This is a genomic window from Streptomyces sp. NBC_01477 (assembly GCF_036227245.1).
In the GTDB taxonomy this organism is placed as follows: domain Bacteria; phylum Actinomycetota; class Actinomycetes; order Streptomycetales; family Streptomycetaceae; genus Actinacidiphila.
On sequence record NZ_CP109445.1, the window covers coordinates 4,863,030 to 4,889,291 of the forward strand.

The window sequence follows — 26,262 nt, forward strand, 5'->3', positions numbered from 1 at the left end:
ACGGCGGACCGGCGGTGCGGCGGCAACGGCAGGAGGACGCCGATCTGCGCCGCCCCGTAGCGGCGTACGCGGAAGCGATCTTCGGTAACTCGCAGTCGAGAACAAAGCCCTGCGGCAGCATGCCCACGTCGTTCGTGCCTCTCGCCGAGGACGTGCCACTGCCCGCGGAAGTCCGTCCCGGCGACCTGCTGGCCATGCCGGTCGCGGGGGGTGCCTCTATGTCTTTCGTCAAGTGGTGGGTGGTCATGGGGTGGCTGTCTCGGGTGTGGGGGGCTGGTAGAAGGTGCCGTCTCGGAGCGTGGCGAACAGGACGCTGATGCGGTGGCGGGCGAGGTGGAGGAGGGCCTGGGCGTGGGTTTTGCCGCGGGCCCGGCATTTGTCGTAGTAGGTGCGGGAGGAGGGATCGTGCGGGGCGGCGAATGCGGACAGGAACATCGCGCGTTTGAGCTGCCGGTTTCCGCTTCTGGGTGCGTGCTCGCCGTGGATCGAGGTCCCGGAGGACTTGGTCGCCGGTGCGAGGCCGGCGTAGGAGGCCAGGTGGGCGGCGCTCGGGAAGCTGGTGCCGTCGCCGATGGTGGCCAGGAGGACTGCGGCGGTCCTGACGCCGACGCCGGGGAGCGACGTCAGGACCTGGGAAAGAGGGTGGGCCTCCAGCAGCTTGCTGATCTGGGCTTCCAGGGCTCGGCGTTGCTCGTGGACGGCTGCCAGGGAACGGGCCAGGGACGGGACGACGATGTCGAGGGTGCCGGTGCCGGGGACGGCGACGGTCTGTTCGTCGAGGGCGTCGAAGACTTCGTCGATCAGGCGGGTGGCCATGCGCGGGGCCCTGGGGCGGATCAGTTCGACGAGTCTGCGGCGGCCGGCTCTGCGCAGGGCGGCCGGGGATCCGTGGCGTTCCAGGAGCCAGGTGACGGCCTGGTGGTCCAGGCGGGGGCCCAGGATGCGCTTGGCCTCGCCCGGGTAGAGGTCGGCGATGCGTCGCATCGCGAGGCCCGGCAGGTAGGCGACCCGGCAGCCCGCGTCGCGGGCCGCGGTCAGCGGCAGGGCGCCGATGGAGGCGGGGCTGGTCGACGACCACCAGGACGGTGCCGAACTTCGCGGCCAGTTTCTCGAAGACGGCCCGCAGTTTGGGCTCGCTGTTCGGCAGCTGCTTGTCGAGGACCTTCTTTCCGGCCGGGGTCAGCCCGTGGCCGTGGTGGGTGCTCTTCCCGACGTCCAGCCCGAGGAAGACGCCCACGCCGCCTGTGTCGATCATCGTGTCCCCACTCGCTCAACATGGTCAGCCGTCCTCCCGTGGTCGCCGTCGCCGACGACCGGGCCCGGCTGCTGGTACGCCAGTCCACCGCCGACCTGTATGCGAGACGTGGGCGTCCGGCCCCTCTCGCGCCATGTCCACCGGGCGGCCCTCACCAGGGGGCCGGCCCAGCCGTTTCCACGGGGCGCGGAACCCGGCGGGGCCGGGGCCGCAGCCCGGTCGCGGTCGGCACGGGCGCCGCGAGCAGGGCCGCACACGTGCCCGGAAGGCGTGCGGCCACCGCCCCGCGGCCGTCCGGCACCGTCCCGGCGTCCGCGGCTGCGGCGGCGCGGTCGGCAACGGCAGGCGTCTGCGCGCCGCCCGCTCGGCCCCCCGATGGGGGACAGGCGAGGAACAAGCGGTCCAGTCCCAGCGATGAGCGGGCGTGAGGCGGTCATCCTCGGTATCTTGAACTTCGCCTGCTCGCGAGAGCGCGATTCTGGTCACGAGCAAGATGGCCTTGACGGGCGCTACCTGCAGCGCCGTTTTATCTTTATCATAATGATGTGCGTCGATAATCCGGACATGTGTGGAGGGAGGACGACGACCGTGACCGCGACACAGGCGCCCCGAGCTGTGCCGTTTCACGAAGTGACCGTGATCCGGCCGCGTCTCTCGGATAGGTCTTGCGCGGGTGCGCGGACCTGCCGAGCTGGTCGCCGATTATCCGTTCGATGCTTCGAGGGAATGTTTCGCGCCGCACGGGAGGTCGGACACCGAAGCCGGGCCGGGGTGGTGACGCACCGTTGACGCCTCTACCGCAGCCGCCGGGACCGGCGGGACCGTGCGCCGCGTTGCGCCGCGCGGAGATTTCCCCGGTTCTCTACCTTGCCCTCGCGGCGGTGCTGATCGGGCTGGCGGTGGGATACGGCGTTCCGGCCGACCGGCTGACCGACTCGCCGTGGTACGTGAGGGCCGCGGGCCTGCTGCTCGCGATCGGGCTGTACGGCAGCACGCACGAGATCGACAGCGGCGCGGCGCGGCGCGATCTGCGGACCGTGGTGGTCGTCGTGACAGTGGGCGTGCTGCTCAAGGCTGCTTTCATCACAGGTGTGATGATCCTGCTCTTCCGGAATTCCGATTATCTGGTTCTCGGAATCGTTGTCGCGCAGATCGATCCGCTCTCGGTCGCGGCCATGAGCCGCGGGAACCGAATGTCCGATCGGGCGAAAACCCTGCTGGCGATATGGGCGGCCTTCGACGACCCCATGACCGTTCTGCTGTCCCTTTACCTGTCCGTGGTTGCTTTCCGCCTCGCTGGGAGGCCGGGCACCCCGGAGCTGATTCCGGGCGGCGGCGGACTGGCGGGCTACGCGGAAAACCTTGCGGGGAACCTGATGCTCTGCGCGGTGGCGGTAGGCGTCTGGTACGCGTCGCGCGAGGGGTGGAAGCAGTATGAGGGACGCCGCGCGGCGCGTGAGCGGACGCCGGCAGCGGGACGGGCGGAAGACTTGCCGCGTGCCGCCGACGTCATCGCTCTGGTGGTGGTCCTCGCGCTGGTGCTGGCCGCAGCCACGTGGACCCTCATGCCGGCAGTCGCGCTCGCCGGGCTCCTCGTACGCCTCGGCCGCTTCGGGAAGTGGATCGACCCGGTCGTGACCGGCGCTTTCCTGCTGGCGGCCTGCGGCCTCGGGCTGTTGCTGACCGACGGCGTGTCCCCGGTCGCGGGCATGGTGCTCGGGACGGCGGCCTTCGCCTCTCAGGCTGCGGTGGCCTCGCTCGTGCCGCTGATGATGCCCGGCCTGCCGCGCAGCGACCGGGTCTCCCTCATGCTGGGCCAGCAGAACGGCATCACCGCGGTCATCCTCGCGCTCGCCCTGGAACCGGATTTCCCCGGCACGGTGGGCATCGTGGGACCCGCGGTGCTGACCGTCAATCTCCTGCACTACGCGTCGAACGGGCTGTGGGGGCGGCGGTTGAGGTCGGCGGACGCGGAGGAGGACCCCGACGGGCAGGCACGGCTGCGGACGCGGATCCCGCGCAGGGGGCGGGAAGGGAATGAAGGCCAGGAGGGGTGGGACAGACGTGCGGATCCGCGGGAACCGGAAGGGCCGTTGGAGCGGGTCGGGTTACCGCCGCAGACCTGGGACCCGGTCGCCCGTCCCGACACGATCGGCTGATCCCCGTGGCCAGGCTGGGGACGCGGGAAACGAGGCTGTGGTGAGGGCGTCACGCGCACACGGCGAAGGGTCCCCCGGGCGACGATCGCGCGCGTCGCGCCGCGCGACTCGCTTCGCGGCGCCTGCCCTCGCGGCCGGCGCGGTCCTGTTGCTGCCCTGCCCGGCGTCGGCGCGGGACCAGCTCGGGGGCGCTCCGCCGGCGATGCCGGCGGCCCCTGCACCCTCCTCCTCGGTACCTGCCGGAACACCGGGCCTGTCGCCCTCCGCGAGCGGTTCCCCGGCAATCCCTGCCTCCCCGGCCGCCAAGGACGACATGTACGTCGTCTTCTGTCTCGCCCCCGAGCGCCTCGGGCGAACCGCCGCCGCGGCCGTGCGCCTCGGCGTTGCACACGCCGTACCAGGTCACGCGGACCTGCTCACGGTCGGCGCCGGACGGAAGGTACCCATGGTCGACGTCCCCCACTGGGCCGCCGACCACTTCGACGACTTCCGCCGGGTGTGCGCCGCCGTCGTCGCCGCGGCGGCTGTGGACCCCGCGGCCCCCGACACGGCGGCCGACTCCTCCGGGGGCGGGGACGGCCTGGTGCGTACGGCCCTGCTCACCGCCATGGGCGTCGCGTTCACCCTGCTGACGCAGTTCGCCGAACGCTGGACGACTCGGCGCCGCCGTCTCGCGGACGAACTTGCGCAGGCCCGGTCGGACTACGCGAAAAGCGCGCGGACCTTCCTCTCCGACTGGGCTGCCGATCCGGAGGCCGACTTCTCCGCGGTGAGCAAGGCACGGGAGAGATTGGCGGCTTCGCTGAGTGAGCTGCCCGGGGGTGGCCCTCGAGGCACTGCCGGTTTCAGGCTCGCCGAGCGGCTGCCGCTGGCCCGGCGCCCCGAGGCTACGGAGGACTCGGCGACGGCGGGTGTGCGTACCCTCTCGCGGGCCCGTCGGACGGACATTGCAGAAGCACTCCGGACCGAGGTGAGCGACGCGCTGGCCGAGGTGCAGCAACTCAGAGGTTCGACCGGCACGTGGTGGTATCTCACCACAGCGGGCCGCGCGGTCACCGCCCGGCTGCGGCCCGTCCCGGGGCGGGGAGGTGCCACCCCGTGAACGCGTCTGAAACGTGCAACACATTCGCCGTGCCGGTGGTGCGCAACCTCGCCAAGACGGGGGACAGGGTCGAGTGGGAGGCGACCGGCCCGTTGGTACCGTGGCAGGTCCACGGAGCCGAGGACCTCTGGGTGCCGGTGGACCACACCGAGGAACTATTCCGCCGCTTCGTCGAGGAGGGCCCACAACCCCGGCTGATTCTGGACACCCACTACGACGCGGGCCATCTGGTGGTGGTGAGCGGGGACTCGCAGGTCGGCAAGACTACTTTCATACACCGGGCCGTGTACGACCTGACGCGACGGCTGCACCAGAAAATGGAGGACCAGGCCGTGGCCCCCTCGCTCGCGGAGGAACGCTGGACTGTGCGGGAGCACGCCATGTCACCGCACGTCCGGGTTGTCACCGTCATCAGCACACGAATGGCCCGGGGCGACGGCATCCCTGTAGGAGTGGACGTCGTCAACCAGCGGATACTGGAAAAGATTAGAGAGAAGCTTCCCGAAGAGGTCATCTCCGAGGCAGGAGCCAACCTTCGGTCGCGGAACACCTACAAGGCGTTCTTGACGCTCAGTAATGCGCTGATAAACCTCAGATGCACTCTGCTGATCGTTCTGCCGGATTTCCGATGGAGCGACGAACGCCTGGCGCGCAATTTCTATCTCAGCTGCCAGGACTATGCCATGCCCGGTATCGTCTTCTTCGTCGAGCGCACGAGTTCGATCGTCCGTGACAATCTGGAGGACGAACTGGGCGACCTGAGTCAGTCGAACGCGACCAAGCTGCGAGTGGGTCCGCTCGTCGACCAGGACTGGATCCGGTTCATCCAGGCCCGCCGCGACCATCCGAACATACCGGGATGGCACGTACGGGTGGAGGACGAAGTCCTCCTGTCCGAACCCGAGCACTGGATGCGGCACAACATCGGGAGACTCCAGAATGTTCTCCACGTAGTGACGAAACGGGCGCACGAGAACGGCGAGAGGGCGATCGGTGTGGCCAAAATGCGCGAGTACAGTCAGGACATTCACGTTCCGGGTGCCGGCGATTTCATGCTTTCTTGAGGACGAACGGCCGGAAGGATGGCAGTGATGAGCGGAGCCGAGGGAATGTTCCAGCGGGGAAACCCTTTCCCATCCAGTCCGGTGGTGCAGTTACGGGTGCTCGCGCCTTTGGACCAGGCCGGTGTTCCCACGCCTGGTCCCCCGGTCAGTGTGAACACCCGCGCTTTCACGACACTGCGGCGCCAGGTCGGCGAGTACCTGGACCGTGACGAGGAGTCGAGCAGTCGCGGCCGTGCCCTGGCCCTGATCGGCGGCCTCGGCCTGGGCAAGAGCCATCTCGCCAGCGAGGCCGTCGCACAAGTGCGGGCACGGGACAGGGGCATTCCCCTGTGGGTGATCGACCAGCCCTTCCCCGACATGGGCGAGATCTATCGCGATCAGCTGAGCGCCCTGTACGACGACCACGGCGCGCGGGGCGCCTTCGAGGAAGTCGTCTCCGAATTCCACGCACATGTGACGGCCGGAGTGATCGAGGCCGATCCTCCAGCGGTACTCGACGACAGCAGCCGACGGGATTTCGTCGAGCGACTGCGCGAGGGCGAGCTGGACTCGCGGAAAGTTGCCCAAGCCCTCGATCTGGACGAGCAGCTGATCCATCGCCACCTGCGGGGCAACCTCAGAGAGATCACCAGTCACCGTCAGTTCGCGGCAGCTTTCGCCCTGCTGCTCGATCGGCGTTTCACCGAAAAGGTGTGGGACTGGCTGAAGGGGGGGCAGCCGTCGGACGCCCTTTACCAGCGCGGTATCACCGGGGCGATCGACAATACGGTGAAAGTGTTCGAGGCATTCACTGTCTTCGGATTCATGCACGGACGGGTCGGGCGCCCTTATGTCCTGGTGGTCGACGCCGTGGACGACGCGTTGGAGTGGTCGGATCCGGAGGCCAGAAGTTTCCTCGGCGGATTCGAACGACTTGTCAACAGCTACGTCAACCGTGGTGGTCTGCTCGTGATGTGCAGTCTGGCCGATCACTGGAGCCGGTTCTCCGCCGGCCTGCGCGAGCGCGTGCTCCAGATCTGGCCGGACCGCATGGACAAGCGCGAGACCGAGGCGCTGGTCGCCTCCTATGTGAGCCGTGGCCTGCCGGGCGGAACGCGGCTCGTCGATCCGCTCGCGCCCTTCACCCTGGCGGCACTGCGCGACCTGCGCGAGATCGGTGACGGTGTGCCGCGGCAGATCCTCAAGACCTGCCGGCAGGCATGGCAGCTGATGGAGGATCAGGAGGAGACCCAACACGTCATCGACGACATGGTGATCCATGCCGCGGTGCGCAAGCTCAACGAACAGCGTTCGGCCGCCGACGTGCGCGACCAGGTCGAGCAGGTGCTCGCCCAGTCGCAACTGCGGCGGGAACACCGCCCGCTGGAGACGGCGCACGCGGCGGACGACGCCCTGAACGACGTGGACTACTGGGTGAGAGTGGACACGGGGGCCTACATCGGGATCATGGTGGTCCCCTCGATCCTTCTGGACGCGGAGACACGGCACATCGAGGCAGTCGTCCGTGCGGCCGAAGAGGTCCTCCCGACCGTGGGATGCGCGATCCTGGTGCTGGTCAACGGCGTTGCATCGCCCGCCATGCGCGGCAGTATCGCCCAATACACCGGTACTTCCCCGCTGCTGGTCGGGGAGAGGAACTTCCGCGAACTGTTGGCGCAGGCGATCGATGTGCTGGCCGGGCGGCTGAACGCCGCGCGGCAGCGCGGCTCTCTTGAGGGCCTGTGGAGCCGTCTGGAGACGATGGCCGCCCAGCAGGGAGTGTTGCTCGAATCGGTCCGGGCGATGGATGCGAAGCTGGAGCAGAGGGACCGGAGCGGTCCCGCGGACCTGCCCGAGAGCGTCGAGGCGCGCTTCGCCGCGGCTCACACTGCGCTCGAGCTGCTGGCCGATTCGCCGCATGACGTCACACGCGCGCTCGGCGTGGACGCGTCCGGTATCGCTCTGGTCGGCGAGCTCCCGCGCCGACTGGCCTTCAGTACCGACCAGCTCACCTCACTCGGCCTCGTGGCGGCGGTGCGCGCACTGCTCGCTGCTTTCCGCGACGGCGTGGTTGGCTGGCGTCGCGCGGTCGCCGGGCGGCACGGTGGGCTCAGCGAGGAACTGACCGAGAGTCTCTTCGTGCTGTGTCGGAGCTTCGAGATCAGCATGGAGGTGCTACCGGCGTTCCGTACCGCGCCCCGTGACGAGGCGGCCGTTCAGGAAGCCGGGACCACCCTGTCGATGCGTCGGGCCGACGCCCAGGAGACCCTGGACCGGCTCCCCGAGGCGGTCCGTGACGAGCTGCTCGCGGACGCGAGGGACCTCACAAGAGGGAGGGCAGGGTAAGCAGCGTTCTGCCCAGGTCGCGCAGCCTGGTCTCGGCCTCTGCCACCCGCGGCTGCTCCACGGTCACCCCGAGGAGGAACGTCCCGGTGTCCTGCCCGAGCCAGTGGATGTAGACGGCGCCCTCCTGCACGTCCAACACCAGTCGTTCGATCGGTGCCTCGGTCACCGGACGCAGCGCGTGCCGCAGCCGGGTGACGTCCGCGCGCAATCGTACAGCGAGGTCACGGTACATGGTCCGGCGTGTGGAACTCGGTACGCCCAGCAGGCGTACGTACAGGCCGGGGTCGTCGAAGGCGTCCCCGGCGCAGAGGAGCGACCAGCGCCGGTAGAGGGCCGCGTACTGGAGATCCACCGGATTGACGAAGCGGCGCCACGTCTCGCCCAGCATGTCCTCGGCCCCGTCGCCCTCGGGATCCGTGGTCGTCACGAAATTCAGCGCACTCGCCGCTTCCAGGGCGCGCGGAGAGCTGTCCACGTCCCCGCCCAGGTTCTCGTCGGGCAGGGAGTGCACCTGGGTCCTGATGCGCCGCACCACCCCGTTGAGGGTACGGTCGAGCGCGTCCACGGTCTCACCGGAGCGGGTGACACCCGTCAGGTACTGGCCCGCCCGGATGCGCGCACAGTACATGCCGCCTCCCGCCGTACCGATCACGACACGCATCAGCTCGCCGGTCCCGAAACGCTCCAGCGACCGGTTGAGGTCCTCCGTGCACACGACGAGATGCCGACCGGGCCTGCCTTCGACGATCACGGGGTCGCTCTGCCCGCCGCGGGGGGAGGGCAGGAGCGTGCTGTCCTTGGGGCGGATGACGAAGTCCAGCGCGCCCTGGGTGTAATGCGCCACTGAGCGCAGCGCGGCCGGGTGAGCGGCCACCGACTCCGCACACAGGTCCGTGATGCTGTTGCTCTTGATGTCCCAGTGGGTCTCGGACAGAACCTCGGCCGCGATGAGCGGCGGGCCTCCGGGGCGCTGCTCTCCTGTCATGTTCACCTGGCTCCATCCCCGCCATGGGCAGCGGGCTCCGTGTCCGCGGCCGCCGCGAGGTGCGACGGCCGTGCTGAGTCACACTGTGGGCAGTTCCACGTCGATGTCCTGATGGGGGGTTCCGTCCGGCGGTCCGCCGGACCCCTTGAGCAAGGCGATGGCGCCGAGATTGCCCTTCACCAATGCGTGGGCCGGGTGCCGGGCCAGGCCCAGTTCGTCCAAGGTCAGCAGCGCGAAACTCTCCTTGTCCTCGGCCTCGTCGTACTGCCGCATCGCCACCAGGGTGCCCGCGACGGCCACGGCCGCGGCGGCCACCCAGGGGTGCGCGGGTCCCAACCCACGTGCCAGTTCCGTCAGCGACTCCTGGCCGATGTCCAGTGCATTCCCGTGGTCGCCTAGGTTCCGCCGATGGACGCCAGTCCGTACCCGGGCCAGTTGTGTGTACGGGTGGTCGTCGCCGAACACCGCTTCCAGGGTCCGGGCGCAGGCCTCGATCTCGTCCACGGCCGCCCTGTGCTCCGATTCCGCGTTCAGGTCGGCGGCAAGACTGAATTGACAGCGCCAGGTGTGCGCGTACCCGGCGCCGAAGCGGGTCCGGCACTCACCGAATACCCGCCTGTCACGCTCCAGCGCCTGCTTGCTCTGCCCGAGCCGTCGCTCGCCCACGGCCAGGCCGATCTCCGCGCTGAGGGCGTCGTCCCTGGCCCGGTCGTTGGCCCGGCGCAGATACTGCTTCAGCAGATCGGTGGACTCACGGTTGTGGCCCAGGCCGCGGTGCGCCAGGGCCATGGTGTCCAGCAGCCCCAGCGCCCATCCGTCGAGCTGACCGCCGATCGCGGTGCGCCGGCCGTATCGGGACTGGAGCAGTTCGAGGGCGCTCTGGTAGTCCCCGCACAGCACTTCCGACAGAGCCAGGTTGTACTCGGCCTGCTGAGTAGTCCGGTGGTCGGGTCCCAGGACCCGCGTCATGCTATCGAGTACGCCACGCTCCTCGATCCGGGCCTCGTCGAACGAGCCCTCCATGCGCAGGATGGCCGCGTAGGAGTCCGCCGACAGCAGGGCCCGCGGATGGCTGACGCCTAGGAATCTGCGGTGATCGCGCAGCGCGATCAGGGCGTCCCTGCCCGCCTGCGAAGACTCGCCCAGGCGCCGGTGTGCCTGCGCCGTGGCATTGTGCAACCGTGCGTATTCGCTCGACGGTTGCGACGAGTCCCAGCTCTCTGCGGCGCGGCGGCCGATCTCCAGCGCCTCGTACCAATGGCGTCGCCCGTCGCTCCTTGCCAGCCGCAGGGTGTGCTCCACCACCGCCTGCCGCACCTCGGGCCGCTCGTCGTCCCACAGCTTCAAGGACATCAGCCGACGGGTGCGGGCATCGATGAGCGCCGCACCCGTGCGGCCGCCCGTGCCGCTCCCCGGATCAACGAGGGCGTACTCGGCGACCATCGCGCGCACTTCGCGCTCGCGCTCCTTCCGCTCGGCGGGCTCCAAACGGTCCAGCACGAGTTCGCGCAGCGCCCGGTTCTGCCGGATCGCCCGGTCGGGGTACCCGAAATGCATCTCCAGCAGGCCGTGGCGGGCCAGGGTCCGCAGCGCCACGTCGATCATCAGCTGATCGCCGAGCGGATCCGTCCAGGGTGCGGACCCGGACGGAGAAGAGAACCGGTCGGAGAGCGCCTTCCACAGCGTGCGGGAGCGCAGCAGGCCCAATTCGGCCCCCGAGGGTGTCAGCAGCGCGCAGCACTCCAGTAGCCACACCAGGCTGTCGCTGCCGCTCTCCTTCCGAGCCCACAGCTCACCACCCGCGGTGACGCGCAGTTCGTCGAGCGTCGCCTCCAGCATCACCCGGCTCAGCGGAACGGACGCGTACCGTGCCAGCAGATCCTGCTGGCCGGCGGAGAACGTCGACACCAGCTTCTCGGCGGCTTCCGCCAGTGCGTCCGCACGCGGTTGGTTCCGCGCCTCCCGCCGACCGGCGTCCACGTCGATCCAGGCTCCGGCGAGCGTCACGGTCAGCGGCTCCCGCCCCATGATCTGTCCCACCTGGTCCGCCCGGGTCTCGTCGAGACCGGGTACGGCCGCGAGCAGGAGCGACCTGCTCTCCATGGGCGTCAGCGCCGGAACCTCCAGGACGGCCGCATCCGCGAGCGGCTGCTGGCGAGAGGTCAGCAGGATGTGCCGGTCCTCTCCCACCGCCGGCAGCAGCTCGGCCAGCGCCGCCGACGTGGTGACGTCGTCGTAGACCAGTAGCCAGCTACCGCTGTCCGGCGACCCCAGCCAATCCAGCACGTCGCGCATGTCCGTGTCCTGCGTGGGGCGCCCCGAGCGCTCGGCGAGCCGGCCCAGGCCGCGCGCGACATCGGGGCTGTCGGTGGCCCGCAGCCACCACACCGCGTCGTAGGAGCCGCCGAAGCGATGGCAGAACTCCAGGGCCAGCGCGCTCTTGCCGATGCCCGGCGGGCCGGTGAGCGCGCAGGGGCGCCGGGAGCCGGCCTCGCGGGCGAGTGATTCCCGCATCTTCTCGCACAGGTCGTCGCGGCCGGTGAAACCCGGGTTGCGCGGCGCCAGATTGTGCACGGCTGGCAGCCGGGGGAAGCGCGGCGAGGAGACGCGGGCCGGGGCCGGGGCCGGGAGCCGCACCGCGCGCCGCACCAGGGCGACAGCCTCCGGCTCGCCGCACGCGCGCAGGTCGATCTGCTCGTGGTGTCCGATCCGGGAGGGCAACGGCTCGTCGTCGACGAGCACGATCCGCACGTTCGGATGGGACAGCCGGCTCACCAGGCCGAGCTGCTCGGCGTTGGCCCCGACCGGCGAGAGCACGAGCAGCATGCCGTCACGGTCCGGCCGTTCCCCGGAGAACTGCGCGAACGGCACGAGGGCGGACGGCACACCCGCCCCCGAGAGCTGCGCGCCGAGCCAGTGTGCCCAGGCCGGATGGCGCGGCGGGTAGACGATGGCCACCCGCCGCACGACCGAGGTCTGCGGGCGGATGACGGCCTCGGCCAGTTGGGCGTAGCCGCTCTGCCTCGCCATGACCGGCTTCCGCAGGCCCTGGGCCGTTCCGGAGCTGTCCCGCGGTGAGCTCACGCTGTGCAGGAACAGCGGGTCATAGGGGATCTCGACGTACGGCGGCACGACCCCCTCCTGACCCGGCTCGCGGAACGCGGTGCGTACCAGGGAACGGATCATTCGCAGTTGCTCATTGAGGCCGCTGTCCACCTGGAGTCCTACGGCGATGACGTCGACAGGCCGTCCGGTCGCCCGTTCGCGCAGATCGCGTGCCACCCACGCCGCACGGCCGATGGACGCGGAATCCGGGGCGAAGCAGACCGCCGCCGCGTGGGCGAGCGGAGCGAGGTCGCCGATCCGCAGGGTGCCTTGTGCCGTCGGCGCGTTGACGAGCACGTGGTCGAAACCCGCGTAGACGGTACTGTCTGCGGCTTCCTCGTAGGTCGGTAATCTGGCCGACAGGTCTGTGTCCGGCAGCGCGAGTACGGCCAGCTCGACGACTTCGTCCCCCAGGGACATGGCCCAGGTCACCGGCTGTGGCCAGGACGGCTGCCGCCCGTTCGGACTACCGGCGGCGGGAACCACTGAGAAAAGCGCGTCGGGCGGGGGCATGGCCTCGGCACCCAGGAGCGAGCGCAGTTGGCGCTCTGTGCGGGACACGGTCGCGGGGGTCTCGACGATCAGTACGCGGCGCCCCTCGGCGGCCATCCACCGCGCCGTGTGGAGCAGCGCTGTGGTCCTGCCGATGTTCTCGGTGCTGCTGTGAAACAGGGTCACCCGGGTGTAAGGCGGCCCGGTGTCGGCCTCATGCGTCATGTGCTGCTCCTGGATGGCCGCGACGGCCGGTGCGGGCGGGCTCTTCAGGACCTGGACTGACTCTCCTTGTGCGCGGCAGTGAAGGCGCCGTCAGGATCTTCAGCCGATTTCATGATCGCCCGCAGAGCCGCGCCCAGAGCGTTGTCAGGGAGTCGGACGATGTCATCGAGAGCCAGTCCGGATAGGTCGACGAATGGTGATTTCACATCATCCCCCGGTTTTCCTGCGCGCGCCTCTTCCAGCGACTCTTCTTGGGTGCCGGTCTGATCCGTCATCTCGGAGCGTCCTGCCTCTCTTCCGATCGCGGAACCGACTGCCAAGGGCCGCCAAGTTTACTCCCGCATGGTATCGGCTCACCATCCGAACCGGCCAAGTGGCAGAGGGTTCGCTGCGTCACGGGCCGCTTGCCGTCGGGCTGGGCACCCGCAGGGAACGCGGTGGAAGCAGGGAGGCACAGGGGCCGGAAGGGCAGTTGGCCGGTTACCTTCTTTGACCGCCGTGTTGCCGCTGTCAGACTGACGCTTCGTTGCTTGTGCAAGAGCAGCCCGGCATTGGTACATCCGATCCACATTTCGGAGGGATGCACGCGTCATGCATGATGCGCAGTCGCTTCGGCGCGGCCGGGAATCCGTCGGTGAATGCCTGGACGGCGTCGCCCGCGTGCCCGATCCGCCGACCTTACCCTTCCGAAATTTCGTGCTGAAAGTGCACGGCCGGTGTGACCTCGACTGCGATTACTGCTACATGTACCGCGCCGCCGACCAGCGCTGGCGGACCGAACCGCGCGCCATGTCCGCCGCGGTGGTCGAGCGGACGGCGGAACGCATTGCCGAACACGCGCACACTCATGGGCTGTCGCGGATCGGGGTGGCCCTGCACGGCGGCGAGCCGCTGCTCATCGGTCCGAAGGGGATCACCCGGGTCGTGGAGTCGGTGCGCCGGGCGGTCGGCCCGCGCGTCCACGCCGAGGTGACCGTGCAGACCAACGGCGTACGGCTCACCCACCACTATCTCGACCTGCTTGGTGAACTGGACGTCGGCATCAGTGTCAGCCTCGACGGTGGGCGGGCCGCGCATGACCGGCACCGCCGCCACCGCGACGGGCGCGGCAGTCACGCCGAGGTGACGGCCGCGCTGGAACTGCTCGCGAATGGACCGCACCGCGCGCTGTTCACCGGCCTGCTCTGCGTGGTCGACCTACGAAACGACCCGGTCGACACCTACCGGGAGCTGGTACGCCACCGACCGCCCACCGTGGACTTCCTCCTGCCGCACGCCAACTGGTCCGCGCCGCCGCCCGGTCACCGCCCGGGGGATCCCGGCACGCCCTACGCCGACTGGCTCATCCGGATCTTCGACTACTGGTACGACGCTCCCGTGCGCGAAAGCGGCGTCCGGATCTTCGAACAGCTCATCACCCTGCTGCTGGGCGGCCACGCCGACACCGAGGGGCTGGGCCTGGCGCCGATCGGCTACGTGGTGGTCGAGACGAGCGGCGCCATCGCACAGGACGACGCGCTGCGCACCGCGTACTCCGGCGCCATTGACACCGGACTGCACGTCGCCCGCGACGCGTTCGACGCGGCGCTGCGCCTGCCCGGAGTGCTCGCCCGCCGGTCCGGGACCGCCGCCCTGACCGCCACGTGCCGCCGCTGTCCGCTGCTCGACGTGTGTGGCGGTGGCCACCGCGCGCACCGCTACCGCAACGATGGCAGCGGGTTCGCCAACCCCAGTGTCTACTGCGCCGATCTCCAGGTCCTGATCCGGCACGTGCGCGGGCGTCTGGCCCACGACATCGCCCGGCTGTCCGCTACGGCCGGCGCCCGCGTCCCGGCCGGCGGCACTCCGGCCACCCGCGTCACGGCCGGCGGCGCGGGCGTCGTATGAGCGGGTCGGACGTCGCCGGGCGCTCGGCGATAAAGCCGCATGTCGTCACGGCCGCGATGTTCGCCCGGCTGGCCGCCGGCGGTGGCGGCGCGGAGGGCGCGCGGCTGCTGGTCGACGCGGACTACAGCCGCCGTCTTGCAACTCTGCGGGCCGTGCGCGACGCGACCGCGCGGTACGGTGGCGACGTCGAACGTCGGAGCGAGGAGGCCTGGTCGGCGTTGGCCGCCGCCCAATGCCGGTCGCCCGCCGTCGTACGCGCGCTGATCGCATACCCCTCCATCGGCCCCGCGCTGCTTCGCTCCCTGCACGCGCTCACTGCGCCCGGCGGCGCGTCCGACGCCCGTACTGTCCTCGATCCCGGGCACGCGCTCGCCGCGCTGGCCGCGGCGGCGGTCGTCGCCACCGGCCTGCCCGCCCGGGTGGGCGTGACGCTGTACGACCGGCGGATCGGCCTGCCCGGTTTGGGCGCAGTCGGCTTTCCCGGCTCCGGTTCCGATCCCTTCCCCGAACTCCCTGACGGCACGTGGGCGGCGGTTGAGGGCGGTCCGTCCGGCGCGCGGATCACGGTCGGCGGGCGGCGGGTCGCACTCAGCGCGGCGCCGTGGCAGGGCCTGCGCGTCCTCGTGCCCGCGGCCGATCCGACGGTCTCCACCGGCGGCGGACTGGTACTTGACGACATCGACCCGTATTGCGCGCCGGTCGGCGGGCGGTGCGGGCGGCTCTCCGATGCCGCCTGGCACCGCTGGCGGCAGGTGTCCGACGGCGGGTGGGAACTGCTGCGGGCCGAGCACGCCGAGGTGGCCGCCGAGGCCGCGGTCGTCCTGCGAGCGCTGGTCCCCCTCACCGGTCCGCCGGGCGGCAGCCGCAGCGGCAGCTCCAAGGAGACCTTCGGCGCGACGGCCCTGACGATGCCCGCCACCGCTCACGACATGGCCCTGGCGCTCAGTCACGAGCTCCAGCACAACAAGCTCTCCGCGCTGCTCCACCTCTTCGACCTTCTCGCCGAGCGGCCGGGCGAGCTGTTCTACGCGCCCTGGCGCGAGGACCCCCGCCCGCTCATCGGCCTCCTGCACGGCGCCTACGCCCATCTTGGAGTCGCCCGCTTCTGGCACCGCCGCCTGTCCTGCGGGCGACTGGAGGGGGCCGCCCGCCATGAGGCCGAAGTGAGGTTCGCCCGCTGGCGTGACGGTGCGGCGGAGGCGGTCGGCACCCTGCTCACGTGCGGCCGGCTCACCGACATCGGCGTGCGGTTCGTCACCGGGATGCGGGACGCGCTGGACGCGCTGGGCCGCGTCCCGGTCCGGCCCGCGGCGGCGGCCGAGAGCGCGGCGGTCGCCGCGGAGCACCGCCGCCGCTGGGACGCCCGCCACGGCGCGCCGACGCGCGCCGGGCTGCTGGGCTGACGGGTGGCGAACCCGGGGCGGGAGCCCGGAAGCAGGACCCAGGAGGAAAGCCCGGTCAGCAGCGCGGGGCTGACGTTCGGCCCGGCGCCTGTGGGGCCGCGGCTCCCGGGGCGTCGGCCCGGCGAAGGCCCCTCGCCTCAGTCGCCGACGTGTCCCCGGCGGAGACGGTCGGCCCGTGCGCACCCGCGAGGACGCGGCGGCCGGCTGCCGCCACAGGCTCACCGCACTTCAGGCCGCCAAGGTGGGCAGTACCACGTCCCGAAACACGAAGCCGGCCATTCCACTACCCCCGTGCAGAGGCGGCTGCACGAACCGTTCGATCAGGTCGAGGTGTTCCAGGTTGTAGGCCGATACCCACCCGTGCCGGGTTTCGGTCTGCAGCCAGAGGCGGACACCGAAGTACGGGTCGGTGGCCGGCGCGTGCCGGTCCCGGGACAAGGCCGCATCGGCACGAATGCACTACTTGGCCATCCCGCAGCTCCGGCATACGACGCCTTCACGTGGAGGGTCCCTGTCCGTGGCTACCGGACGAGTCCGGCGCCATGCCGACGTGCGCGACCTTCTCGCAGCCGGGACAGCGCTACGGTCAACCTCGATGGCTTCTTCGACACAGCAGACCGGATCGGACTCATCGGCGACACGGTCTCCGGCGACGAAGCTTCGGCGTCCGCCGACAAGAGGGGAATCGTGGCGGGAATCGGTGTGGCCCCCGTGGGTGAGGCCATCGACATCGGGGGAACCGAAGCCACCATGGGCGCTGGCTGCGCAGCTGTTCCGTTGTGCGTGGTGGTCGGCGCCGTAGTCGCCGGCGCCACGCAGACCGCCTACAAGAGCTCCTGATCGATGCCCTTGGCTGGCCCCGCGGCACGGTGGGGCCGTCCCTCTGGGAAAGGTCCAAACGATTTCGAAGGTCTTATGTGTCATCCTCTCCTCCTGTGCGCTTTTCGTGCTCATCATAGGAATAGGCGATCTTTCGGTGGAAGAGGGTGGGGTCTGCTCCTGAACGCACTGGACGTGGTTTTGGGCGGCCGGTGCGGCCGGGCCCGTCTACGCCTTGCGGCATGCGCAGCGCAAGAGTGCGGCGAGATGGGATGGGAATGTTCCTGCGGATGCTTTTAAACGACCGGGGTAGCGTATATCCATGATTGAATGCACTGCCATGGCAACAGCCGTCGTCGTAGCCGGAATATGGTTCACCATGATGTGGAGGTGAAAATAACCTGCGATCCGCCCGGCGCTGCTGCTTTGCAACGGCTGACACAATGAGGTGGATCGGTCCTGATGACTGTGTCCGGCCCGAGAGCTGAGCTTCGTAGGGGCCGGGGGCCTTGGCGTACGGCGGGTCGGCCTCGGGTGAGCCGGCGGGGTATCTCGTCGGTCATGGCCCAGCGGATCCTGGTCACGGTGGGGTGGTCCAGGCGTGTCCACAGCAGTGAGCGTCTGGCTCCGTCGCGGTCCTGGACGCTTGCGGCCAGCACGTGCACGGTCAGCAGGAGGCCGAGGGCGTCCGCGGCGTATACGGAGCCCATTCCTGCGGATGCGGGGAGCACCCCGTTCAGATCCGGGGGGAGGCTGGATTTCGGAGTGCTCGGGCTATTCGCGTATGCCCGCTCACGGGGGTCGGTGCGGTCAGCCGAGAGGGGAAGCGCCGAGGGGGCCGCCCGCGATCGAGTCGCGGCAGCGGAGGCATGCCCGGTCGGCGCAGCGGGTCACCGTCTGGTCGGCAGACATGGCGGCGCTCGCGGCGGCGAGTGTCTCCTTCGCCGGATAGACGGCCCAGGTGGATCCACCGACCGATGCGGTGCGGGCGAGCGTCCGGAGAAAAGGATCCAGTCGTGGGAATCCCTCGGAGCACGATCCCGTCTCCACCATGAAGACCCGGCCGTCCGCATCGCGTGCCCAGCGAACGAGGAGCCTGCGGCCGGACTGCTCCTCCGCGCAGTGAAGCGCTGTCATCCGATTGAGTCCGACGCCCATCAGCAATATCGCACCGTCTCGCTCCGCCAGCAGACGGACGGGTCCGTAGACATCGGCCGGGCTCTGTGCCGAGGCGAGTTCCCGTGCCAGGGGTCCCAGCGCAGCAAAGGAGTTGAGAGGGTGTAGTCCGCGTACGGCGTCCGGACGGGCGAGCAGCCGGGCCGGCACGACACCCATCCCGGTGTTGACCACGGTGGAGTCGACGGTGTACTCGGGGACCTGCTGGACGAGCGGTGCTTCGGCGGGCATCTCCGCGTAGTCGATGGCGTTGCGGTCCGGGCGCATCGTGGCCGGGGGCACCGCACCGAACTGCGATTCGCTGAAGGTCGGCACCAGAATCGTGCACCCGCGCGCGAGGAAGAGGTCGAGCAGCCCGTCCGCGCCGCCCTCGACGGGTTCGCCGAACGACCGGAGCGACGAGTGGATCATGACCGGCCGCTTGGCGAGGCCGAGATCGCCGATCGCCGCTGAGAGCTGCTGAGTGGATACCGACACAGCGCCGCACCCCCTGGACTTCTACGATGAGGCCCCCGGTTGGGGCACCTGGAGTCAGCACACCACAGTGGCACATGGGACACACCGGGTTCAGACGAGATGACGCGCGTCCACCGTAAGTCCCCGGCCCAGGCGGTCGAGAGCGAGGGCGGTCGCCCTCGTGTCGGGGTGGTCCTCACCGAGGCGTCGGCGACGGATGTCCAGGACCCGGGCGTAACGGGTCGCGGCCTCCTTCGAACGTCCCCTGCAGGCCAGGACCCAGGCGAGTTCGTGATGGATGGTCAGCGTGGACAGGTGCTCATCGCCGAGCGCCCGCCGACGGTCGTCCAGCACCTGCCGGTAGAGGCGCTCCGCTTCGACCAGACGTCCCTGCTTGGCCGCGATCCAGGCCAGTTCGTGGCGGGTGCCCACGGTCCGCTGATGGGCCTCCCCGAGTACCCGGGTGCGGTCCTCCAGGACGTTCTCCAACAAAGCCCTCGCCTCTTCGAACCGCTCCTGGTTCGCAATGCACCAGCCGCGTTCGAACCGGGTGAGGAGCGTATCGAAGTGGTCCTCACCCAGGACACGCCGGCGGTCCTCCAGAACGAGGTCGTAGCGCGCCTCCGCTTCCACCCACCGCTCCTGGCAACCGGCTACCCACGCCAGTTCGTGACGACTGCTCAGCGTCTCCGGGTGGTCGTTTCCCAGCGTCCGCGCGCGTCGTTCGGCCACGTCCAGGAACATCCGTTCGGAATCCCCGAACTCACCCCGAGCGGCCACTTCCCAGGCGTGCTGATGGCTCAGACAAAGTCCGGCCTCATCGTCAGGGCCGGGTACGTGGGCCAGCGCCGCACGGTTCAGCCTCTCGGCGACGTCGTGCGCTCCGCTCTCGTCCAGGGCGCGGACCGTCATCCATATCGCTCGCAGGAGCGCGGTCAGGCCGTCCGCATCGAGATGGTCGGCCACGGTCCCGAGCAGAGCGTGCAGATGGACGCCGAACATCCGGTAGCGCGGCCAGTCAGCAGGTTCGTCGACGCGCAGCCCGGACAGCGCTTCGACCACGAGTCCGGCGGCCACCTGCCGTACGAGTGTTGCGTCCGGCTCGGTGTCTCGCGACGTCGTCGTCCCTAAGTTCATCCGGTTGGTCTGCACTATCAGCGGGTGCAGGGTGAGGGCTCGTTCCTGCCCCGACGTCCCGACATCGATCAGGCCCACCCGTTCCAGCCCTCGCAGTCCGCGCTCCAGCAGAAGGTCCGAGTGGTCCAAGGGCGAGCCCGCCGGCCCCGTCGCCAGCAGGGAGGAAAGCCGTCGTCCGTCGAGCAGGCCCATCGGGATCGAGGCGTCAGCGGCATAGCAGGACAGCAGGCGCAGCAGATTGCGCGCCTGGGGCACGCCATCACGGGCCAGGTTGTCGAGGGATATCTCCCACGTCCGCGTCACGACTGATCGGTCGGGCGCCCCCGAGCCGTCGAGTAGCCGAAGTCCCCCGTCGCCACCGAGCACCTCGGCGTAAGCAGTGAAAGTCGGGCAGTAGACGACAGCCGATCTCAAGTAGCTTCCCGCCAGGTGAAGTGCCAGCGGCAGTCCGCCGAGCCGCCGGGCGAGCAGCCGCGCCTCCGCCTCGTCTCCTGCCTCGGGGGCCAGATCCAGCAGCGCACGCGCGGCGTCGGTCTCGTCGAGAGGCCCCAACGGCACCAGCCGCGCATGCGACCCCCACGTCTCCTGGTCCGCGTCACGGCTGGTCACGATCGTCAGCCCGCGGCGGGAGGGCCGCACCCACCCCGTCCCGTTCTGTCCCACCGCTCCCGCCGGCTGCGCCCCGCTCCTCTCGGCGTCGCAGCGCGCGCCGTAGAGAATGGCGGGGGAGTCGGCGTTGTCGAAGATCAGCAGCCATCCGGAAGGCGCGTTGCCGAGGAGCTCCCAGAAGCGGTCCGGGCCATCGGCGGCTCCGGTGGATATTGCCTCCAGGTCAGCCGGTTCGGCCCCCAGTTGCCGCGCCACGGAGGCCAGTCCACCCGCAAGGCTGAGGGAATCGGCGGCCCGGACCCACCACACAGGGCGGCTTCGACGTCCTGTCCGCCGCGTCCGCGCGCTGTCACGAGCCAGCGCCGCCGCCGTGGTCGACTTCCCCACACCGCCCATTCCGGCAAGCACCACCACGACTCCCGGCGGCTTGCGGAGCCATCGCCTCAGCCGGCGCATCAGCCGGCCCCGACCGCGTATCTGTGTCGGCAGCGCGCCGACCGGCGGTGCCACCGACATTCCCGGAGCAACGCCCGGTGCTGCCCGCCGGCGCCTGAACTCAGCCCTGTCCCCCGCGCGCGCTCGCCACCAGGTGATTCCCACCCCAGCGGCCGTCGACACCATTCCCACCACCGCCAGCACATCGGTGAGATCCATCAGAGGGCACCGCGGGCCGACCGGTGGGCGGCTGAACACTCGGATCTGGGCAACGGCATCTCCCGGCTCCACGTCCCGTTCGTACGCCAGAATTTCGAGGACACGCGGTAACACCCGACAACGGCGGTCTGTTCGAACGCCATGCCAGCCATGGTCTCAAGGGCCCTGTCGGTCCGTGGACGAAAGTCGGGAATCGGCGGAGCCATGGGCACAGAGCCCCTGGGCGTGTGGTCGGTGGCGGGGAGGACGACAGCCTCAGGGGCGTGACGCAGCGCGAGACACGGGCAGGCCGCCCGGTGCCGACGGTCACGGCGGTGGCGCGTCCCCTGACTTCCTGAGCGGGGAAGCGAGGGCGTGAAGGTCGACTGGGCGGCTGTGCCGGCTTTCTCGCCCTCGCCCTTCTCGACACCGTGGCCGTCGCGCACACCCAAGGCTGAGGCTTGCGCCGCGTCGGCTCCGCCTCCCGTTACCTTCACGGCTTCCGCCTCCGCCCGTTAAGACCCCTCCGCGCCGACGGTCTGCCGGAGTGATCCGGGCTCGCGCGGGGCCGGAGCGGCCTCATCCGCCGGCGGGGAAGCTCTCGCTGTCGGCACCGGAAGGGGCCACCGAGGGCTGCGTGACCTCGGGGGGCGGGGGCCGTGGTGCCCGCGCCGGGACGCGGGGGCGGCCGGATCGTAGGCGGAGCCATCGCTTGCGGCCGAGATCCAGGAGGTAGCGGGCGAGCAGCGCGGACAGTGCGGCGGCCGTTCTGGTCTTCGGGCTGTTGCACATCAGGGCGACGGTCTCGGCGATCGCGACCAGTGTGAGGAGGAGGCCTTCCGGTGCTTCATGAGGCCGTTCGTCCGGAGCTGGCTGCTCCGTGTCCGGGCTTCTCTCCGGGATGGCGCTCACGACGTGCGTTGCCCGCAGGACAACTGGCGGTGGTCTTTGGGCGAGACGCCGAACATCTGCCGGAAGTCGCGCGCGAACTGGTCCGACCGGCGATACCCGACAGCCGACATGACGTCACGGATGGGAACGCTCGCCAGCGCTGGATCCTCCAGTCGACGGCGGGCTTCCTGAAGGCGCAGGTTCTTGAGGAACCGCATCGGCGTGAGTTCGGCGTCCTGGAATAATGAGTAGAGGTACCGGGTGGACAGGTTCGCTGATGTGGCGATCGCCTCCGGGTCGAGCGCCGGATTGCGGAGATTCCGACGAATGATTCCGCTGATGTGAGTCCGCTGCAGCAACCGGTGTGTCTGCGGAGTGATTCCTCCCGGCTCACCGAGTCTCTGACGAATCAGTCCGACCACGCATTCGTACAGAACCTCCGCCAGAGCCGGGACCTCCAGGCCGGCCGGTTCGGTCAGCCCGATCAGGAACTGCGCGAGCGCACTGCGCCCCGGTACGTTTTTGGGCGTGATGCTGCCGACGAGCGGACGAACGGCAGCGTAGTCAACGGGCACCAGTGCCCGTGGAAACGTCAGCATGACCGTCTGGATGAGGCCGGTCGGATTCGTCGTCTCCCAGGGCTGCGAACTGTCGTAGAGCGCGATGTCCCGAGCACGTAAGTCCACGGTGTGCCCTGCGTGCTTCACCCGTATCCCGGGGGTGAGAGCTGTGACGACCCGGTAGCACTCGGGATCACTGACGCCGATCAGACGCTCGGTGCGCCGTACGGAGATTTCGCGGTCTGCGGCGAAGGTGTGGCTCTCGATTTCGAAGTCACTGATTTCCGCGACCGACATCACCGCGCGCAGTTGCCCGGGCGGGCGCCCATGGACGGTCACCGGCGCCAGTTCGGCGGCAGACCCCGCGCGATAGTATTCGTAACGATCGAGCGGGTGAACTGTTGCGGTGTCGTACAGCGTGTCCATCGCTTCTGCCTTCCTTGCCGGCCATAAGAAACATTGTGGGCCGGCGTCCGCGCCGCGGAGTTGACTACGGGCGCACAAGAGCGGCCGAGCACTGTGCGGGCCGCGCTACGCCGCCGCCACGGATCGGTACCTGAGGGCGGTCACCCGGGCGCTGCTGGCGCCGGCACGCCGAACAACCGGCTCCCGGGCAAGGAGGACCGGTCCTGCGACTGCGGTGTCAGTGCGTTGGAGTAGCGTTCCCGTCATCGCGCCGGCCGGCACCGGCAGGGCAGGAAGGATCGGGATGGGGACGGAACAGGTGGCTCTTGAAGCCGCTCTCCACGATGCCGAGCGGAGGCTGCAAGCCGCTGTTCGATCAGGTGACGCGCAGGCATTGGACCTGCTCCTGGACGACCGTGTCGTCTACACAGGGCCCGACGGCAGCACCGCGACGAAGGAGGAGGACCTGGGAGCGCACAGGTCCCGGACCCTGACCGTCGAGGTCTTCGACCAGCAGGACCTGCAGGTGACCGTGGTGGACTCCACCGGGATCACCCGCGTGCTGGCTGGGCTTGAGGGCACCGCCGGGGGACATCCGTTCACGGCGCGCCTTCGCTACACCCGCACCTGGATACACGCTGACGGCACCTGGCGCGTCCTTGCCGCCCACGCCAGCGCCGTCCCGGACGCCGGGTAAGGACTTACGGATCGGCCAGGTATGCGGGTGAGGCGCCCACAACGACCCCGTGACCCGTGGGAAAGCGTGTTGGGGCAACCCCTCACCCGGCCGGCACGGTTGCATTGGCCGAGGGACGGGCGCCGCACGGGCAGGAGGCACGGAGGCCGCAGCGATGCCCGTCTCGCCGCGCCCGGAGCCGGGCATCGCGATGTCCGGCGCGCGCTTCGGATCAGGACGTATCTCTGCAGGAGGACTGCTTCATGACTGACCGGCCCTTGACGCTCATGGCGGTACACGCCCACCCCGACGACGAGGCCACCGGAACCGGCGGCGTCCTCGCGCGGTACGCGGCGGAGGGCGTCCGCACGGTTCTCGTGACGTGTACCGACGGCGGTTGCGGTGACGGGCCGGAGGGCGTGAAGCCGGGCGATCCCGGGCACGATCCGGCGGCGGTCACCGCGATGCGCCGTCAGGAGCTCAAGGCGAGCTGCGACGTCCTCAAGATCAGCGATCTGGAGATGCTGGACTACGCCGACTCGGGGATGATGGGCTGGCCGAGCAACGACGCCCCTGGGGCCTTCTGGCGGACCCCGGTCGAGGAAGGCGCCGCCCGACTCGCGGAGATCATGCGGCACTACCGACCTGATGTGGTCGTCACCTACGACGAGAACGGCTTCTACGGCCACCCCGACCACATCCAGGCCCACCGCATCACGATGGCGGCGCTGGAGATGACCGCGCCGACACCGAAGGTGTACTGGACCACGGCGCCCCGCTCGATGATGCAGCGGTTCGGCGAGGTCATGCGCGAGTTCGGTGCGGACATGCCCGAACCGGACCCTGCCGAGACCGCCGCGATGGCCGAGATCGGCCTCCCCGACGATGAGATCACCACGTGGGTGGACACCACCGCGTTCAGCGGTCAGAAGTTCGACGCGCTGGCCGCGCACGCCAGTCAGGGCGAGAACATCTTCTTCCTCAAGATGGGCAGGGAGCGGTTCGGCGAGTTGATGGGCGTGGAGACCTTCGTACGGGTCCGGGACACCACCGGCGCGGCCGTACCTGAGAACGACCTCTTCGCCGGCCTGCGCTGATCCGCCCGTCCGACCACATCCCGGCCGGCGGATGGGGCGGCGGCCGGGAGGCGGTCGGCGTTGGCGTGGTTGAGGTCCTCCTACGCCTCTGTCCGGACGCTCGCCGGTGTCGAGCGTGATCAGGCGCAGGCGGCGCCGTTCCACTGGCAGAACAGGACCGTGGCGTCGTCCTCAAGGCGGCCCTGCTGGTGCTCCAGGAGGGCGTGGATGAGACGGCGCAGCGTTTCGGCGACCGTCAGGCCGGCCGCGTGGTGGCGTATGACGAAGTCGGTGAACCGGTCGATGCCGAACTGCCCTCCGTCGGCGTCCCGCGCTTCGGTGATGCCGTCGGTGTAGAGCAGCAGCCTGTCCCCGGGTTCGAGCTGTTCGCGGCACACGGTGATCGGCAGCCTGAGATCGGCGCCCATCGGACCGGCCGGGGGGCAGCGGACAACGCTGGCCCAGCGCCCGCCACGGATGACGATGGGCAGCAGGTGGCCGCGGTTGACCCAGGTCAGGACTCCGGTGTTCAGGTCGAGATCGGCAAGTATGCCGGTGGCGTAGCTTCCGTGATCGAACTGCTGGATCAGCAGGTCCTCGATGGCCCGGCTCACTTCGGCGATGCCCGCGCCCCGCCGGCGCTCATTGCGGCAGGCGGCCATCACCAGACTGGCGGTCAGCCCTGAAGTGGTGTTGTGGCCCATGGCGTCGAAGACCGCCAGGTGCACCGTGTCGCCGCATATCGCGTAGTCGAAGCCGTCGCCGGCGACCTGGTACGCCGGTTCCATGGCGGCACTCACGGTGACCCGCTCGTTGGCGAACGTCGGCGGCGGCATCAGCGTCCACTGCAACTCAGCGGAGACGGCCATGTGCCGGGTTCGGATCAGCCGTGCGTAGGAGTCGCTCTGCGCGCGCTTGGCGATCAGCAGTAGCCCGGTCACCAAGGCGAGAGACTGCGCGGCGCGCAGATCCGCTTCAATGTTCTTCTGCGAGCGCAGGCGCAGGACACCCAGGCGCTGCGTGCCGTCCGCGATCGGGAGCCAGTGCTCGCGTCCGCCCGAACCGCTCAGAATCTGCTCGGTCTGATAGGCCCGGCCCGCCAGCGTGGAGTCGATGCGCAGTTCGGCGCCGCCTGCCCCGGCGTTCTGGCCGTGCCCGGTGACCTCGCGCAGCACATCCTGCTGGAGGTCCGCCACGTACAACCGGGCCCGGCCGACACCGAGGCGTCCCGCGGCGGCGTCCAGCAGCGCCGGCAGTTGCTCGAAGGCCGCTCGGCAACTGTCCTCCAGCAGGCGGGTCAGCGCGCCGGACCCATCGGTGTGCGGTGCTGCCATAGTGAACCCCGGGGAAGAGGGGAGGGAGCCGGTCCGCCCCATGCGGCCCGCGGCCACCAGCAGCGCGACGGACGACTGCGAGAAGCCCCGGCGACTCGGTCGCCGTCACCCTACCGCCGCCGCGGCACGCTCGGCCCGGGGCCAGGTGGGGCACACCGCCCGCGATTCCCTCAGGTTCAGGACGAATGCCTGGCCGTGTCCGGTCGGGGCGAACCGGTCAGCGGGTGGCATCATAGGGATGTGGACACGCCTAAGTTGGCCCTCGCCGCCCAGCGGTACGACGACGCCGAAGACGCCCGTGAGGCGGCGGCGGACGACCTCAAGGCCGAGAGCGCGGCCGCCCTGGCGCAGGGGGTCGACGAGGATGAGGTCGCCGAAGCCATCGGCAGACCGCTGGAGGACCTGCACAGGCTCTGACGGCTACGCCCCGGCGCCGCTGAGCGCACCGTGACCGCGGTCGAGCGTGCCGTCATGGCCGAACGGCGGGA

General features: G+C 69.9%; 17 protein-coding genes and 1 pseudogene. 10 read left to right on the forward strand and 8 right to left on the reverse strand.

Features of this window, described 5'->3' with window-relative positions:
* Nucleotides 1–243: 243 nt before the first annotated feature.
* Nucleotides 244–1,255, reverse strand: a pseudogene (locus OHA86_RS20525) (IS110 family transposase).
* Between the two features lie 881 nt (nucleotides 1,256–2,136).
* On the opposite strand from OHA86_RS20525, the gene OHA86_RS20530 reads away from it, so the two are divergent.
* From OHA86_RS20530 to OHA86_RS20545, 4 genes are all read left to right on the forward strand, one after another.
* Complete coding sequence (locus OHA86_RS20530; RefSeq protein WP_329177367.1) at nucleotides 2,137–3,414, forward strand: hypothetical protein; 1,278 nt, start codon at nucleotides 2,137–2,139, stop codon at nucleotides 3,412–3,414.
* A 445-nt stretch (nucleotides 3,415–3,859) separates the two neighbouring features.
* Entirely contained in the window at nucleotides 3,860–4,516 is a 657-nt protein-coding gene (locus OHA86_RS20535) for a hypothetical protein (RefSeq protein ID WP_329177368.1), read from the forward strand.
* A complete protein-coding gene (locus OHA86_RS20540; RefSeq protein ID WP_329177370.1) occupies nucleotides 4,513–5,580 on the forward strand; it encodes a hypothetical protein in 1,068 nt (355 codons plus the stop codon). The genes OHA86_RS20535 and OHA86_RS20540 overlap by 4 nt, the downstream gene beginning before the upstream one ends.
* Nucleotides 5,581–5,607: 27 nt before the next feature.
* Nucleotides 5,608–7,905, forward strand: a complete 2,298-nt coding sequence (locus tag OHA86_RS20545; RefSeq protein WP_329177371.1) for a hypothetical protein — start codon at nucleotides 5,608–5,610, stop codon at nucleotides 7,903–7,905.
* On the opposite strand, the gene OHA86_RS20550 is transcribed toward OHA86_RS20545, so the two are convergent.
* The 3 genes from OHA86_RS20550 to OHA86_RS20560 form a co-directional block, all read right to left on the reverse strand.
* Entirely contained in the window at nucleotides 7,883–8,890 is a 1,008-nt protein-coding gene (locus OHA86_RS20550; protein ID WP_329177372.1) for a hypothetical protein, read from the reverse strand. The two genes, OHA86_RS20545 and OHA86_RS20550, sit on opposite strands and share 23 nt — an antisense overlap.
* A 78-nt stretch (nucleotides 8,891–8,968) precedes the next feature.
* Nucleotides 8,969–12,712, reverse strand: a complete 3,744-nt coding sequence (gene fxsT, locus OHA86_RS20555; RefSeq protein ID WP_329177373.1) for an FxSxx-COOH system tetratricopeptide repeat protein — start codon at nucleotides 12,710–12,712, stop codon at nucleotides 8,969–8,971.
* 44 nt (nucleotides 12,713–12,756) lie between these two features.
* Entirely contained in the window at nucleotides 12,757–12,987 is a 231-nt protein-coding gene (locus OHA86_RS20560) for a hypothetical protein (protein ID WP_329177374.1), read from the reverse strand.
* Nucleotides 12,988–13,303: 316 nt separating this feature from the next.
* Between OHA86_RS20560 and OHA86_RS20565 the strand changes: the two genes are divergently transcribed.
* The 3 genes from OHA86_RS20565 (at nucleotide 13,304) to OHA86_RS20575 (ending at nucleotide 16,842) form a co-directional block, all read left to right on the forward strand.
* Nucleotides 13,304–14,599, forward strand: coding sequence for an FxsB family cyclophane-forming radical SAM/SPASM peptide maturase (locus OHA86_RS20565; RefSeq protein ID WP_443071787.1), 1,296 nt, complete (start codon nucleotides 13,304–13,306; stop codon nucleotides 14,597–14,599).
* Nucleotides 14,596–16,002 (forward strand): HEXXH motif domain-containing protein, encoded by a 1,407-nt coding sequence (locus OHA86_RS20570; RefSeq protein ID WP_329177378.1) that lies wholly within the window; start codon nucleotides 14,596–14,598, stop codon nucleotides 16,000–16,002. Before OHA86_RS20565 ends, OHA86_RS20570 begins: the two co-directional genes overlap by 4 nt.
* A 291-nt stretch (nucleotides 16,003–16,293) precedes the next feature.
* Entirely contained in the window at nucleotides 16,294–16,842 is a 549-nt protein-coding gene (locus tag OHA86_RS20575; protein WP_329177379.1) for a hypothetical protein, read from the forward strand.
* A gap of 789 nt (nucleotides 16,843–17,631) precedes the next feature.
* Here the strand turns inward: OHA86_RS20575 and OHA86_RS20580 are convergent.
* From OHA86_RS20580 to OHA86_RS20590, 3 genes are all read right to left on the reverse strand, one after another.
* Nucleotides 17,632–18,474: an AAC(3) family N-acetyltransferase gene (locus tag OHA86_RS20580; RefSeq protein ID WP_329177381.1), complete on the reverse strand. Its 843-nt coding sequence runs from the start codon at nucleotides 18,472–18,474 to the stop codon at nucleotides 17,632–17,634.
* A gap of 90 nt (nucleotides 18,475–18,564) precedes the next feature.
* Complete coding sequence (locus OHA86_RS20585) at nucleotides 18,565–20,853, reverse strand: tetratricopeptide repeat protein (protein ID WP_329177383.1); 2,289 nt, start codon at nucleotides 20,851–20,853, stop codon at nucleotides 18,565–18,567.
* An 887-nt stretch (nucleotides 20,854–21,740) separates the two neighbouring features.
* Nucleotides 21,741–22,709: a helix-turn-helix domain-containing protein gene (locus OHA86_RS20590; RefSeq protein WP_329177385.1), complete on the reverse strand. Its 969-nt coding sequence runs from the start codon at nucleotides 22,707–22,709 to the stop codon at nucleotides 21,741–21,743.
* 283 nt (nucleotides 22,710–22,992) lie between these two features.
* On the opposite strand from OHA86_RS20590, the gene OHA86_RS20595 reads away from it, so the two are divergent.
* A complete protein-coding gene (locus OHA86_RS20595) occupies nucleotides 22,993–23,385 on the forward strand; it encodes a nuclear transport factor 2 family protein (protein ID WP_329177386.1) in 393 nt (130 codons plus the stop codon).
* A 242-nt stretch (nucleotides 23,386–23,627) separates the two neighbouring features.
* Entirely contained in the window at nucleotides 23,628–24,461 is an 834-nt protein-coding gene (locus OHA86_RS20600) for a PIG-L family deacetylase (RefSeq protein WP_329177388.1), read from the forward strand.
* A gap of 119 nt (nucleotides 24,462–24,580) precedes the next feature.
* Here OHA86_RS20600 and OHA86_RS20605 read toward each other — a convergent pair whose 3' ends face one another.
* The gene (locus tag OHA86_RS20605; RefSeq protein WP_329177391.1) at nucleotides 24,581–25,774 is read right to left on the reverse strand and encodes a PP2C family protein-serine/threonine phosphatase; all 1,194 of its coding nucleotides are present in this window, start codon (nucleotides 25,772–25,774) and stop codon (nucleotides 24,581–24,583) included.
* Nucleotides 25,775–26,014: 240 nt separating this feature from the next.
* Between OHA86_RS20605 and OHA86_RS20610 the strand changes: the two genes are divergently transcribed.
* Nucleotides 26,015–26,191, forward strand: a complete 177-nt coding sequence (locus OHA86_RS20610) for a hypothetical protein (protein ID WP_329177393.1) — start codon at nucleotides 26,015–26,017, stop codon at nucleotides 26,189–26,191.
* The last annotated feature ends 71 nt before the right edge of the window (nucleotides 26,192–26,262 follow it).

Bases quoted from the DNA above. Each gene is read 5' to 3' on its own strand.
- OHA86_RS20535 (WP_329177368.1), top strand. From the start codon at position 3,860: ATGGTCGACGTCCCCCACTGGGCCGCCGACCACTTCGACGACTTCCGC.
- OHA86_RS20545 (WP_329177371.1), top strand. From the start codon at position 5,608: ATGAGCGGAGCCGAGGGAATGTTCCAGCGGGGAAACCCTTTCCCATCC.
- OHA86_RS20550 (WP_329177372.1), bottom strand. From the start codon at position 8,890: ATGACAGGAGAGCAGCGCCCCGGAGGCCCGCCGCTCATCGCGGCCGAG.
- fxsT (WP_329177373.1), bottom strand. From the start codon at position 12,712: ATGACGCATGAGGCCGACACCGGGCCGCCTTACACCCGGGTGACCCTG.
- OHA86_RS20560 (WP_329177374.1), bottom strand. From the start codon at position 12,987: ATGACGGATCAGACCGGCACCCAAGAAGAGTCGCTGGAAGAGGCGCGC.
- OHA86_RS20565 (WP_443071787.1), top strand. From the start codon at position 13,304: ATGCATGATGCGCAGTCGCTTCGGCGCGGCCGGGAATCCGTCGGTGAA.
- OHA86_RS20570 (WP_329177378.1), top strand. From the start codon at position 14,596: ATGAGCGGGTCGGACGTCGCCGGGCGCTCGGCGATAAAGCCGCATGTC.
- OHA86_RS20585 (WP_329177383.1), bottom strand. From the start codon at position 20,853: ATGGATCTCACCGATGTGCTGGCGGTGGTGGGAATGGTGTCGACGGCC.
- OHA86_RS20590 (WP_329177385.1), bottom strand. From the start codon at position 22,709: ATGGACACGCTGTACGACACCGCAACAGTTCACCCGCTCGATCGTTAC.
- OHA86_RS20595 (WP_329177386.1), top strand. From the start codon at position 22,993: ATGGGGACGGAACAGGTGGCTCTTGAAGCCGCTCTCCACGATGCCGAG.
- OHA86_RS20600 (WP_329177388.1), top strand. From the start codon at position 23,628: ATGACTGACCGGCCCTTGACGCTCATGGCGGTACACGCCCACCCCGAC.
- OHA86_RS20605 (WP_329177391.1), bottom strand. From the start codon at position 25,774: ATGGCAGCACCGCACACCGATGGGTCCGGCGCGCTGACCCGCCTGCTG.